The sequence below is a fragment of the Polynucleobacter brandtiae genome (genome assembly GCF_002797575.1).
GTDB lineage: Bacteria > Pseudomonadota > Gammaproteobacteria > Burkholderiales > Burkholderiaceae > Polynucleobacter > Polynucleobacter brandtiae.
In genome coordinates, this window is record NZ_PGTX01000003.1 from 94,864 (window position 1) to 107,792 (window position 12,929).

Sequence of the window (12,929 nt, forward strand, 5' to 3'; positions counted from 1 at the left end):
GTATGGCACGAGCTTTTATTGGATTTGGCGGCAATATTGGTGACACACGTCAGTTCATTGCAGATGCGATTATTTGCCTCGCCCAGCGCCGTGAACTTCAAATTGTTAAGAAAAGCTGCCTTTACCAAAGTGCCCCATTCCAGGCTACAGGCAATGATTTCATTAATGCGGTAATCGAAATTGAGACTGAGTTAAGCCCTTATGGCCTGCTTTATGTGTGCCAAGCAGTAGAGCAGGAATTTGGTCGCGAGCGCCCATACACCAATGCGCCGCGAACCCTAGATTTAGATATCCTTTCTTTTGAAGGGGTATCTCAGGAAGATTCTGATTTAACGCTTCCCCACCCCAGAATCATTGAACGCTCTTTTGTGCTGTTACCTTTGCTGGAAATTGCCCCTGATTTCTTTTTACCGAACCTAGGTGAACTTAAGGCATTTCTACCGAATGTGGCAGACCAGCGTATTGAAAAACTCGCTTGCCGCAACTGCAGTAGCGATGAACAACCAGTTTATGGACCTCAGGCGCATTAATTCATTAAACTCACGCCATGGGTTACTTACAAGGCGATAAGCCAATCACGATTTCCAAACTGCTCACACTCCATGCTGAGGGTGAAAAAATAACGATGTTGACGGCATACGACTCAACAATGTCTGCTTTATTAAATCGCTGCGCAATTGAGGTCATCCTAATTGGTGACTCACTGGGTAACGTGATACAAGGTCACCATAGCACTACGCCAGTTACCGTTGAGCATATGGCTTATCACACGCAATGCGTAGCCCGTGCCAATACTCAGGCATTTGTTATAGCCGACCTTCCCTTTGCCAGCTATGGCGATCCAATGCAAGCATTAGATTCCGCAGCAGAACTCATGCGAGCCGGTGCTGATATGGTGAAACTCGAAGGCGGCGATTGGCAAGTCGAAGTGATTCAATATTTAGTGGAGCGAAGCGTTCCTGTCTGCGCCCATTTAGGCCTCTTACCGCAATCTGTTCACCTTTTAGGTGGCTACAAGGTACAAGGGAAATCGAAAGATGCAGCCAGTCTTATGCTTGAGCAGGCAATCGCCTGTGAGCAGGCGGGCGCTCAAATGATTGTGTTAGAGGCTATTCCCTCCTCATTGGGAAAGCTGATTACAGAATCTGTCTCGATTCCGACGATTGGTATTGGTGCAGGCCCGAATTGTTCTGGTCAAGTGTTGGTATTGCAGGATATGCTGGGGATGAGCCCGGGCAAGCCGCCTAAGTTTGTCAAAAACTTTATGGATGGCAATAGCTCCATTGAGTCTGCAATCAAAGCCTATGTTCGCGAAGTGAAATCAGGAAGGTTCCCTGGACCCGAACATGGCTTTGCCGGATAAGTATCTTTCTAGATCTAACTGAAGAAGCTCTTCACCCCGTCAAACCAACCTTGCTGATGCGGGTTGTGTTTGTTACCCCCGGTTTTCAGACTCTCATCGAATTTCTGTAGCAAATTTTTCTGCTCATCCGTAAGCTTAACTGGTGTCTCGACTGCGATGTGCACAAAAAGATCCCCAACTAAGGAAGACCGTAGACCTTTGATGCCTTTGCTGCGTAGGCGGAACGTTTTGCCGGTTTGAGTACCCTCAGGTATTGGAAACTCTACACGCCCCGAGAGGGTTGGCACCTCAATATCGCCACCAATTGTTGCTGTTGCAAAGGAAATGGGCATCTGAACATGCAAATCGCTACCGTCACGCTCAAATACTTTGTGAGGTTTGACTCTGACCTCCACATAAAGATCGCCAGAAGGCCCACCATTGACACCAGGCTCACCGTTGCCGACCGACCGAACTCGCATACCATCATCAATGCCGCCAGGAATCTTAATCTCTAGCGTCTTTTGCTCTTTATGTTTACCGCTGCCATGGCAGGTTTTGCATGGCTTTGGAATGTATTCACCAGCGCCACGACACTTAGGACAAGTCTGCTGCATAGAGAAGAAGCCTTGCTGCACCCTGACCTGACCGTGGCCGTCGCAAGTGGTACATCTTTCTGGCTTGCTACCTGGCTCTGCGCCTGAGCCCTTACAAGGCTTGCAGTCACTCCAACTAGGCACCCGAATTTGGGTGGTGTAACCTTCAGCCGCCTGCTCAAGGGTAATTTCCATGTTGTAGCGTAAATCAGCACCCTTGTAGACCTGTGGTCCAGATTGGCGACCGCCACCTTGACCAAAAATGTCGCCAAAGATATCGCCAAAAGCATCTGAAAAGCCACCGCCGCCAAAGCCACCGCCACCCATAGACTGATCTAATCCTGCGTGTCCATACTGGTCGTAAGCCGCGCGCTTATTGGGGTCTGTTAATGTTTCGTAAGCTTCCTTGACTTCTTTAAATTGCGCTTCGGCCGTTTTACTGTCCGGGTTGCGATCGGGATGGTGTTTCATCGCCATCTTTCGATACGCCTTCTTAAGCTCTTCGTCACTAGAGCCTTTTGCTACACCCAATACCTCGTAATAATCGCGTTTACTTTTAGACACAGCATTCCTCTCAACAACCTGAATGACACAAGTCGGCACTAGGCCGACTTGTTATTAAATTACTTCTAAATTACGTGGATAGATCACAAAAAACTGATCTTACTTTTTGTCATCAACCTCTTTAAAGTCGGCATCAACAACGTCCGCATCTGGAGCAGGGCCCTGACCACCTTGAGTACCGCCAGGAGCTGCACCAGGAGCGCCACCAGCCTTAGCCTGTTCGGCAGCCATGGCTTTTTCACCAAGCTTCTGACTTGCCGTACCCAATGCCTCAGTTTTTGCTTCAATCACTGCTTTATCACTACCTTTGATGGCTTCATCAAGCTCTTTTAGAGCAGCTTCAATGGCCTCTTTTTCAGTAGCCTCAAGACTTGCCCCATGCTCTTCTAAAGCTTTTCTAGTAGAGTGCGCTAAAGCATCAGCCGTATTGCGTGCACTAACTAATTCCAAGGCTTTTTTATCTTCATCCGCATTTGCCTCAGCATCTTTTACCATGCGCTGAATTTCCTCTTCAGTCAAACCAGAGTTCGCCTTAATAGTGATCTTGTTCTCTTTGCCTGTGGTTTTGTCTTTTGCGGTGACATGCAAAATACCGTTGGCATCAATATCAAAAGTCACTTCAATTTGCGGCATACCGCGAGTAGCTGGAGCAATACCTTCTAAGTTAAATTCACCTAACAATTTGTTAGCAAGCGCAATTTCCCGCTCACCTTGAAAGCACTTAATGGTTACTGCTGGCTGATTATCTTCCGCCGTGGAATAGACCTGCGAATGCTTAGTAGGAATAGTCGTATTCTTCGGAATCATCTTAGTCATCACACCGCCTAAGGTTTCAATACCCAATGACAATGGGGTTACATCCAAGAGCAATACGTCTTTGCGATCACCAGACAACACGGAACCCTGAATCGCAGCACCGACAGCTACTGCCTCATCTGGGTTAACGTCTTTACGTGGCTCTTTACCAAAAATTTCTTTGACCTTGTCCTGAACAGCAGGCATACGGGTCTGACCACCCACCAAGATGACATCGTCAATATCAGCAGGATTAACGCCCGCATCTTTAATCGCAGTTAAGCAAGGACCTGCCGTGCGGTTAATCAATTCTTCTACTAATGACTCCAACTTAGCACGCGTTAACTTGAGGTTTAAATGCTTCGGACCACTAGCATCTGCAGTCACATAAGGTAAGTTAATTTCTGTTTGCTGGGCAGACGACAATTCGATCTTGGCTTTTTCAGCAGCATCTTTCAAGCGCTGTAGTGCCAATACGTCTTTACTTAAATCAACGCCTTGCTCTTTTTTAAACTCAGTAATGATCCAATCGATGATGTGCTGATCAAAGTCTTCACCACCCAAAAAAGTATCGCCGTTAGTTGAGAGCACTTCAAACTGCTTCTCGCCATCTACGTTCGCAATCTCAATGATAGATACGTCAAAGGTACCGCCACCCAAGTCATATACAGCGATCTTGCGATCTACCTTGTCTTGCTTGTCCAAGCCAAAAGCCAATGCCGCTGCAGTAGGCTCATTAATGATGCGCTTCACATCTAAACCCGCAATACGACCCGCGTCTTTAGTCGCCTGACGCTGACTATCATTAAAGTAAGCCGGAACCGTAATGACTGCCTCAGTTACTTCTTCACCAAGATAGTCTTCAGCCGTCTTTTTCATTTTGCGTAAAATTTCAGCAGAAACTTGCTGTGGCGCCATCTTTTTGTCACGCGCTTGAACCCATGCGTCGCCATTGTCCGCTTGAACAATCTTGTAAGGCATGAGGCCAATATCTTTTTGCACTTCTTTATCGGTAAATTTGCGACCCATCAAACGCTTTACCGCATAAATTGTGTTTGTTGGATTGGTTACTGATTGGCGTTTTGCGGGAGCGCCAACCAATACTTCGCCATCTTCAACGTAGGCGATGATAGATGGGGTTGTACGTCCGCCCTCAGCATTTTCCAGCACCTTAGGTGCATTATTTTCTACAACAGAAACGCACGAATTCGTGGTTCCCAAGTCAATTCCGATAATCTTTCCCATAACAGCTCCAAAATTAAGTAATGTGTCGTTTCGTAAAACAATGAATACATCGATAAAGGTTAAATTGGGTCAAAAAGAAGTATTTCAAGGGGCCAAAAGAGCAAAAAAGGCAGAAATCTGCCTTTTTTGCCGACTTTTTTTGCTTTACTTGGGTGCGCTGACCGTCACTAGGGCAGGGCGCAAAATCCGATCTGCAATGGAATATCCTCTTTGGAGAACTGAAATCACGGTATTAGCCTCTTGATCCGAAGCGATGGATGCAATCGCTTGGTGGTGGTGCGGGTCAAACTTCTCGCCCACAGCCGGGTTTAATTCAGTCATACGGCCTTTTTCGAAGGCAGATAACAACTGTTTGAGGGTAATTTCTAAACCCTCTTTAAAGGCCTTGGCATCGACTGCCTCAGCGGTAAGTGCGGCATACAGGCTATCGGCTACAGGCACAAGATGCTCAGCGAAACCCTCAATTGCAAATTTATGCGCTTTTGTTACATCATCAGCAGCACGGCGACGAATGTTTTCACCTTCAGCCTTGGCGCGCAAGTAAGTATCTTGCATCTCCGTCAATTTTTGATTGAGCTCTGCAATTTCCTGCTCTGGCGTTTTTACCTCGATATTCTCGGGACTGATCTCTGCCTGAGCTTGATCGGCGACGCTTTCCTGATCAGGTGACGGATTTGGTATTTCTTGGGTCATAGTTACGAATTCACTTTTAAATAAGAATGGTTGCTTTTAGTAAATATGGGGCTTAGTCGCTCCATTTCAAGTGCCTTAAATTCAAGTAATACTCGCTTTAGCTAACTCCGCTAGACGATCGCGCTCTGCTAAAGTTATTTCAGATTCCACACCCAATGGCCAGCCGGCTAAATGCTGATGAGCAATCTCGTACATCGCCTCAATCCATTTGGGGCTGCTATTTAAGCAGGGGATATAGCGGTAATCTTTTCCGCCATGCTCTAAGAAAATCTCGCGCGCTTCCATTGCGATCTCCTCCAGAGTTTCAAGACAGTCCGCCGGAAATCCAGGGCAGAAAATATCAATTCTTTGACAGCCCTCTTTACCCAGCTGCTCAATTGCTGGAGCGGTATATGGCTTAAGCCATTCAGCCCTTCCAAAACGAGACTGAAAAGTGACTAAATATTGGCCCGATACCAGTCCTAAAGATTCACCCAGCAAGCGGCCTGTTTTCAAGCACTCGCAGTGGTAGGGGTCACCCTTCATTAGATTTCTTTTGGGCAGACCATGAAATGACATTACCAAGCGATCGCCTTTATCAAAATCTGGGCGACCATTTTTATCCCAAGCGCCTAGCACTTGATCACGTAAAGCCGAAATATAGGCTGGGTTGTCATGGTAGTGCTTGATGAGACGCAATTCTGGTTGATCGCGCCAAGTACTAAGCACTCGAAATACCTCATCAAAACTAGAGGCCGAAGTTGTTGCTGAATATTGTGGATAGAGTGGGAGCAGTAAAAGTCGCTCCATACCCTGCGCCTTTAAGGCCTCAAGGACATGCTGCGTAGAGGGCTGACCATAGCGCATCGCCAAATCCACTAAAACTACTTGTCCATGCTCAGCAAATTTTTCACCCAATTCTTTCGCCTGTAGGCGTGAGTAATGCATCAAAGGTGAGCCCAATTTAGGTAGCCAAATAGAAGCATATTTTTTGGCCGAAGCACCACTGCGAATAGGCAAAATGATGCCATTCAAGATACACCACCAAATCACACGCGGAATTTCTACTACGCGGGGATCGGATAAGAATTCTTTTAAATAAGCTCTAACTGCTTTTGCAGTAGGCGCATCAGGAGTCCCTAGGTTTAACAACAATACGGCTGTTTTGGTAGAGCGTAAATGGGGGTTTGAATTCACAAAAGGCCTATCTTGATTAAATTAGGAGCTTAACGCACCGGATAATAATTTAGAGGTGATGTCGACAATCGGAATAACACGATCATAGGCCATACGAGTGGGGCCAATTACACCCAAGGTGCCGACGATCTGACCATCAACACTATAAGGTGCACTGATAACGGCCAAATCCTCATAAGGCAACAAATCACTCTCACCACCAATAAAAATTTGGATGCCATCTGCATGGCTAGAGATGTCTAATAATTGCATCAATACGGACTTCTGCTCTAACATATCGAACATTTTGCGTAACTTATCCAAATTGGCGCTGAGATCACCTACATTTAACAAGCGACGCTCTCCTGAGAGCAGCATATCGCCCTGACCCATCCCATAGTCACTCACGCCACTATGCAATGCTAATGCCATTAATCCTGAAATATCCGTGCGTAAGTTATCAAGATCTGAAACGAGATGCGCGCGAACCTGCGCAAAGCTCTTGCCGGCAAACTGTGCATTGATGTAATTTCCAGCTTCGACTAGTTGGCTTGGTGTGTAATCTTGCGTTGTTGGCAAAATCCGATTTTGGACGTCACCCTCAGGGGTCACCATAATTAGCAAAATTTTGCCTTCGCCTAAGCGCATAAATTCAATATGCTTAAAAACCTGAGCCCGCTTAGGCGTCATCACAACCCCGGCAAAATGCGTCAAATTAGACAAAATCTGCGCTGCTGAGTTCAGCATTCTTTGGGGAGAATCCGGCAAAAGCCCTTTTTCTACCTCGCGGGCAGCGATCTCCTCTAGGGGGCGCACGGTTACCATGGTATCAACAAACAAGCGGTAGCCACGTGGGGTCGGAATACGTCCAGCAGAGGTATGGGGGCTAGTCACTAGGCCCATATCCTCTAAATCAGCCATCACATTGCGAATGGTGGCTGCAGATAGGTCTAATCCAGAGAATCGGGAGAGGGTTCGCGAGCCAATAGGTTGACCCTCCTCGATGTATCGCTCGATGAGTGTTTTAAGTAAGGCGCGGGAACGATCGTCCATAGTGGAAGGGATTTTATGCGTATGGTTTAATCACCATATGTTAAGCCCATCCCCAAATTCCATCAAAAAGGCATTTAGCCGGGTTGCGCTTGTCGGCAAATATCAGGCTGATGGCATGCAAGAGCACCTTGGTGACCTGGCAAAGCTACTGGGGCAACAGGGTTGCGAGATCTTCATAGAAGCCTCAACAGCGGCTCATCTCAGCCTAACCGCCTACCCCACTAAAAAAATTGAGACATTTGCTGGAGCCATCGATTTAGCCGTTGTATTGGGTGGTGACGGCACCATGCTTGGCATTGGGCGACAGCTAGCAGGCAGTCAAGTCCCCTTGGTAGGTATCAATATGGGTCGCCTGGGTTACATGACTGATATTCCTATTCAGAGTGTCCAAACGATTCTTCCCCAAATTATTGCCGGGGAATATGAGGCTGATACCAGGACTTTATTAGCCGCAGTAGTACTTCGCAATGGCGAGGAAATCAATCGCTCCTTAGCCCTGAATGATGTTGTTGTGAACCGCTCCGGAATTTCTGGCATGGTGGGACTGGCGGTTAAAGTCAACGGCTCTTTTATGTATAACCTACGATCTGATGGTTTGATTATCTCTACCCCTACTGGCTCGACCGCCTATGCCTTATCAGCGGGTGGTCCAATTTTGCATCCCCGAGTAGCGGGTATTTTATTGGCGCCTATAGCACCGCACTCTCTATCCAATCGCCCCATTGTTTTGCCACAAGACATCATGGTGAGCATTGAAGTGGTGGACGGTAGAGAAATTATTGTGAACTTTGATATGCAATCCCAAACGCATCTGCAAACTGGTGACACGATCCAAGTACGTCAGTCCGAAAAAACAATCACCCTACTGCATCCGCGTGCTCATAGTGACTACAAAACTTTGCGAGAAAAGTTACATTGGAATGAGTATCCATCGACATTCTGATGTCGAGTCCATTGATACGCTAAAGCATGCTGCAAACACTTACGCTCCGTGACTTTGTCATTGTTGATCAACTAGAGCTTGACTTTTCATCTGGCTTTACTGTTCTCACAGGTGAAACTGGTGCCGGTAAATCCATCCTTTTGGATGCGCTAGGTCTTGTACTTGGGGAGCGCGCTGACAGCAGCCAAATTCGGGAAGGTAGCAACCGTACGGAAATTAGCGCCCTTTTTAGTATTGATGCTACTCAACTTGATCACTTCAATCATTGGTTAGAGGAGCAAGGCTTCCCACTTGAAGAAAACGGACAAAGTCTGTTGCTCAAAAGGACCGTAGAAACAAATGGTCGCAGTCGCGCCTTTATTAATGGCAGCGTGGCTACACTAGCTCAATTACGAGAAGCGGGCGATCAACTAGTCGATATTCATGGGCAGCATGCCCATCAGCTACTACTAAAAAGTGGGGCGCAACGCGAACTTTTAGATCGTCATGCAAATCACACCACATTAGTAAATACAGTTTCTCAATCCTTCAAAATCCTTCAAGACTCGCGTCGTCGTCTCGAGCAGGCAGAAAATGCTGGCCAAGACATTGAGCGAGAGCGCGAACGACTGGAATGGCAATTAGAGGAATTAACTGAACTGTCGCCACAAAATGGTGAGTGGAGCGCCATTCAGAATGAGCATGCGCGCCTAGCAAATGGTGCAAAAATTATGGGTGGCTGCCAAGAGGCTATTGATGTTTTGAGTGAAGCTGAAAATTCTGTCGAGTCAACACTTTCTAGGGCGAGCGTGAATATGAGTGCGCTAGCAGCGCATGACTCTGCACTGAGCGCCATTAGCCAAGCCCTTGAATCAGCGCAGATTCAAGTTGATGAGGCCGTACATCATCTCAATCGCTATTTACAAAAATTAGAGTTAGATCCAGCACGCTTAAGTCTAGTCGAAGATCGGATGCAGGCTTTACACAGCGCAGCGAGAAAATATCGCACTGAAGCTGATTACCTGCCCACTCTTTTTAACGAGACCACTGAGCGCTTAGAGGCTCTCACTGCCTCTCAAAACATAGGCGCATTGCAAGATAAAGTAAAGCAAGAGGAGGCCGCCTATCTCAAGCTAGCTAAACAACTGACACAAAAACGTGGAATTGCTGCAAAGGACTTAAGTAGTCTTGTGACCTCAGCTATGCAGGATTTATCGATGGCAGGTGGACAACTAGAAATTGCCCTATCCCCCTTAAATGAAGGTAGCGCCCACGGTCTTGAGCAAGTCGAATTTTTAGTCGCCGGTCACTCAGGTAGTACGCCGCGCTCTTTGGCGAAAGTTGCTTCCGGTGGCGAGCTAGCGCGGATTAGCTTGGCCATTAGCGTTATTACCAGCAAAGCATCATTTACTCCGACCTTGATATTTGATGAAGTAGATGCCGGTATTGGCGGCGCTGTAGCAGAGACCGTAGGTAAATTACTGCGACAGCTAGGCGAGTCACATCAAATATTGTGCGTCACTCACTTGCCACAAGTATCTGCACAAGGCAATCATCACCTTAAAGTGAGTAAGTCACAGGCCGATGACAAAACACTTTCACAAGTGAGCCTCCTGGGAAGATCCGAGCGTGTGGAAGAAATTGCACGCATGCTAGGAGGTGCCACAATTACCGATACCACTCGCCGTCATGCCCGAGAATTACTAGGGCAAGGTTAAATCTCAGGGCGAGCACTGAAGAGTTCTTGCCATAAATTCAATACTGACTGTCTAGCTTCAATAAGTTTTGGCTCTTGGCGCAAATTTACTCTCGTTTTTTCTGCCCCATCCAAACGTAAACGATGTTGATGGGCCCTTAATAGTCGATAAGCATTCGCGACATTTTGCGCAACGTCCAGCGGGATTAAATCAGCTGCACCTGCAATACGTAATAGCGCAATATTACCTAAATTAGCAACAAGCTGAGGAAATCTATGTGCATGAGCCAAAATTAAATACTGAACCATAAATTCAATATCTACCATTCCACCGGCATCATGCTTCAAATCGAAATCAGTACCAGGGTTTGGATGGCCGGCGTGAACCTTACGACGCATCTCTTCAATCTCAAAACGCAATGCCCCAATATCTCGCTTCTGACTGAGTACCTCAGAACGTACGGCATCAAAATCGAATCCAACGTCTTTACTACCCGCAGAAAACCGGGCTCGGGTTAAAGCTTGATGTTCCCAGACCCAAGCGGCATTACCGCCCTCGCGAAGTTGGTATTTTTTGAATGCGTCAGTGCTCGTCACCAAAAATCCAGCGGCACCATTCGGCCGTAAACGGGTATCAATCTCGAATAAGCTACCAGCTGAGGTGTAGGTAGTTAGCCAATTAATGACCCTTTTAGCTAGCAATGTATAAACCTCTTGATGAGTGAAGTCACCTTCCTTGGCCTGATACAGAAAGATTACATCTAGATCTGAAGCATAGCCCAACTCCTTACCTCCTAATTTGCCATAAGAAATAATGGCAAACGGCGGCAGTGGTTCTTTTGGTATACCAAACTTCTGCGCCACACTAGGCCAAACACGCTCAAAAGTGGTCTGCAGTATCAAGTCCGCCAAGGTCGATAAATGATCACTCACTTTTTCTACAGAAAGAGCCTGTTCAACTCCAATACCTACATCTGCCAATAAAGTAATGAAGGTTTCCGTATGATGGGTCACGCGCAAGATATCCATTGCTTGCTCAGATCCATCCCCGCTTGACATCACATCATCAAGTCGTAGGTTAAGAGTGCTGCTGACTTCTTGCCAATACTGCTCTGGCTCTTCAATGAGCGCGATCTCTGTTCTGGAATTTAATAAGTAGTCTAATAAGTGAGGGTGTTGTGTTAGATATTCAGCGCCCCATTGAGAAGTCCTCATTAGCGCCAGAACATTGAGTAATGCTTTGGGATACTCAGACAGAATGGATAAATAAGCACTACGTCTCACAATAGCTTCTAGTAAATCAAAAAAGCGAAGTAAGGCAATATCTTTTCCAGCAGCAAGATTGTCTTCTTGAAGGCTCTGAGCGGCTTTACAAATGAGATTACTAAAAATGAGCTGGCTCTTTTCTGGTAATTGCCTTCTCTTGACGCTATCCATCCACAGCAGCCAACGCTTTAAAGATTCAGGGAAAATAAGCTCATCTGGCTGCCACCCCAGCGTTAAGAGCCCGGTATCTAAGCGCGCACTATCATCTAATAAAAATGCCTTTTCAAATAACTGCGCAACAATTGCCTGGTGAGTATCCAACTCCATTAAGAAGGCAGACTGATCTTGCCGCTTACCGGGAGCCGACATACTCAAAGCTAAACGTGTACGTGCAGCCCCATCCTCTGGTAAGTAATGGGTTTGCTGATCCTCCCAAACTTGGATACGGTGCTCTAGGCGTCGCAAAAATTGGTAAGCTGCCTTGAGTGCCTCAATCTCTTTGACTGATAAGCCCCCTTGCAGTTTGACAAGATCAAGCACCTCTAGGGTGGGTCGAATACGAAAGCGGGGGTCTGTACCGCCTCGCATTAATTGAAACATTTGAGCTAAAAATTCGATTTCCCGAATGCCTCCTCGTCCTAACTTGATGTCTTTTGAGCGCCCCTGATGGGCTGAAGAGCGCTTCTCAGCTTCTCGTTGTATCTGCGCGTGAAGCTCCCTGATAGAAGCAATCACGCCATAGTCTAGGTGACGGCGGTAAACAAAAGGGCGAATCAATTGATCGAGCTCTTGTTGACAGGTAGTAAATGCTGGCGATTCTGGTGATGGGGTTATCAATCTACCCTTAATCCAGGCATAGCGCTCCCACTCTCTACCTTGGACCAGTAAATACTCTTCAAGCATATCAAGGCTACAGACCAAAGGCCCTGAATCTCCGTTCGGTCGCAGACGCATATCCACCCGAAACACAAAACCATTCTCATCATGCTCAGCTAAAAACTTAATTAAGCGCTTACCCATGCGGGTAAACCATTCGTGGTGGGATAGACTTTTTATGGCGCCCTGAGTCTCACCTTCATGCTCATACAAGAAAATTAAATCAATATCTGAAGACAAATTGAGCTCCATACCACCCAATTTACCCATCCCAACAACCATCAATGGCATCTCTGCATCTCTATCAGCGCTCCATGGAAGTCCAAAGCGCTCTCCAAGATCGCGGCGAATATAGGCAATTGATAAGTTGACCGCCTCTTGTGCGAAATAACTTAATGCATGAGTCACTTCAGTTAGATCAGCCAATCCATTGAGATCTCGGTAGGCAACCCAGAGCATTAGGCGTTGTCTGGCTAACCGTAGATCCGCCATAAATTGAGCTTCATTGTGCTCTGCTGCACTCACAGCCAATAGGCAAGGGCTTAATAGCTCCTGAATACCAGAAAGGTCAATCTCTTGACTACTTTTGATGTTTAACCAATCAACCCAGTCTGGACGCGCATTTAGCCAGCGCTGTGCGTAGGTTGAATGCTGCTTAAGAAATTCAATTTGGGTCGAAAAATCCATCATTCCCCTATCTTAATCTGACTCTGAGCTCAAACCACA

General features: G+C 46.7%; 10 protein-coding genes. 4 read left to right on the forward strand and 6 right to left on the reverse strand.

The genetic code is table 11. The annotated features are described in order from the left end of the window. Positions 1–2: 2 nt before the first annotated feature. Both folK and panB read left to right on the forward strand, forming a co-directional pair. On the forward strand, positions 3–530 hold the full coding sequence (gene folK / locus B0G85_RS06580) for a 2-amino-4-hydroxy-6-hydroxymethyldihydropteridine diphosphokinase (RefSeq protein ID WP_100379661.1): 528 nt from the start codon (positions 3–5) through the stop codon (positions 528–530). Between the two features lie 17 nt (positions 531–547). Beyond that, positions 548–1,363: a 3-methyl-2-oxobutanoate hydroxymethyltransferase gene (panB, locus tag B0G85_RS06585; protein ID WP_100379662.1), complete on the forward strand. Its 816-nt coding sequence runs from the start codon at positions 548–550 to the stop codon at positions 1,361–1,363. A gap of 14 nt (positions 1,364–1,377) precedes the next feature. Here the strand turns inward: panB and dnaJ are convergent, their stop codons facing one another. The 5 genes from dnaJ to hrcA all read right to left on the reverse strand — a co-directional run bounded on the left by dnaJ (position 1,378) and on the right by hrcA (position 7,443). Continuing rightward, on the reverse strand, positions 1,378–2,502 hold the full coding sequence (gene dnaJ / locus B0G85_RS06590) for a molecular chaperone DnaJ (protein ID WP_100379663.1): 1,125 nt from the start codon (positions 2,500–2,502) through the stop codon (positions 1,378–1,380). Positions 2,503–2,601: 99 nt separating this feature from the next. Continuing rightward, a complete protein-coding gene (dnaK, locus tag B0G85_RS06595; protein WP_100379664.1) occupies positions 2,602–4,542 on the reverse strand; it encodes a molecular chaperone DnaK in 1,941 nt (646 codons plus the stop codon). A gap of 144 nt (positions 4,543–4,686) precedes the next feature. After that, a complete protein-coding gene (grpE, locus tag B0G85_RS06600; protein ID WP_100379665.1) occupies positions 4,687–5,235 on the reverse strand; it encodes a nucleotide exchange factor GrpE in 549 nt (182 codons plus the stop codon). A gap of 81 nt (positions 5,236–5,316) precedes the next feature. After that, positions 5,317–6,411 carry a ferrochelatase gene (gene hemH / locus B0G85_RS06605; RefSeq protein ID WP_100379666.1) on the reverse strand — a complete coding sequence of 365 codons (1,095 nt, stop codon included), beginning with the start codon at positions 6,409–6,411 and terminating at the stop codon, positions 5,317–5,319. Between the two features lie 21 nt (positions 6,412–6,432). Then, positions 6,433–7,443: a heat-inducible transcriptional repressor HrcA gene (gene hrcA / locus B0G85_RS06610; RefSeq protein WP_100379667.1), complete on the reverse strand. Its 1,011-nt coding sequence runs from the start codon at positions 7,441–7,443 to the stop codon at positions 6,433–6,435. Positions 7,444–7,480: 37 nt separating this feature from the next. Here hrcA and B0G85_RS06615 point away from each other — a divergent pair, with 37 nt between their 5' ends. Beyond that, the gene (locus B0G85_RS06615; protein ID WP_100379668.1) at positions 7,481–8,386 is read left to right on the forward strand and encodes an NAD kinase; all 906 of its coding nucleotides are present in this window, start codon (positions 7,481–7,483) and stop codon (positions 8,384–8,386) included. 26 nt (positions 8,387–8,412) lie between these two features. Then, positions 8,413–10,083 (forward strand): DNA repair protein RecN, encoded by a 1,671-nt coding sequence (gene recN / locus B0G85_RS06620; protein ID WP_100379669.1) that lies wholly within the window; start codon positions 8,413–8,415, stop codon positions 10,081–10,083. Here recN and glnE read toward each other — a convergent pair. Continuing rightward, positions 10,080–12,893 (reverse strand): bifunctional [glutamate--ammonia ligase]-adenylyl-L-tyrosine phosphorylase/[glutamate--ammonia-ligase] adenylyltransferase, encoded by a 2,814-nt coding sequence (gene glnE, locus B0G85_RS06625; protein ID WP_100379670.1) that lies wholly within the window; start codon positions 12,891–12,893, stop codon positions 10,080–10,082. The genes recN and glnE overlap by 4 nt on opposite strands. Positions 12,894–12,929 lie beyond the last annotated feature (36 nt).

Bases quoted from the DNA above. Each gene is read 5' to 3' on its own strand.
- folK (WP_100379661.1), top strand. From the start codon at position 3: ATGGCACGAGCTTTTATTGGATTTGGCGGCAATATTGGTGACACACGT.
- panB (WP_100379662.1), top strand. From the start codon at position 548: ATGGGTTACTTACAAGGCGATAAGCCAATCACGATTTCCAAACTGCTC.
- dnaK (WP_100379664.1), bottom strand. From the start codon at position 4,542: ATGGGAAAGATTATCGGAATTGACTTGGGAACCACGAATTCGTGCGTT.
- grpE (WP_100379665.1), bottom strand. From the start codon at position 5,235: ATGACCCAAGAAATACCAAATCCGTCACCTGATCAGGAAAGCGTCGCC.
- hrcA (WP_100379667.1), bottom strand. From the start codon at position 7,443: ATGGACGATCGTTCCCGCGCCTTACTTAAAACACTCATCGAGCGATAC.
- B0G85_RS06615 (WP_100379668.1), top strand. From the start codon at position 7,481: ATGTTAAGCCCATCCCCAAATTCCATCAAAAAGGCATTTAGCCGGGTT.
- recN (WP_100379669.1), top strand. From the start codon at position 8,413: ATGCTGCAAACACTTACGCTCCGTGACTTTGTCATTGTTGATCAACTA.
- glnE (WP_100379670.1), bottom strand. From the start codon at position 12,893: ATGATGGATTTTTCGACCCAAATTGAATTTCTTAAGCAGCATTCAACC.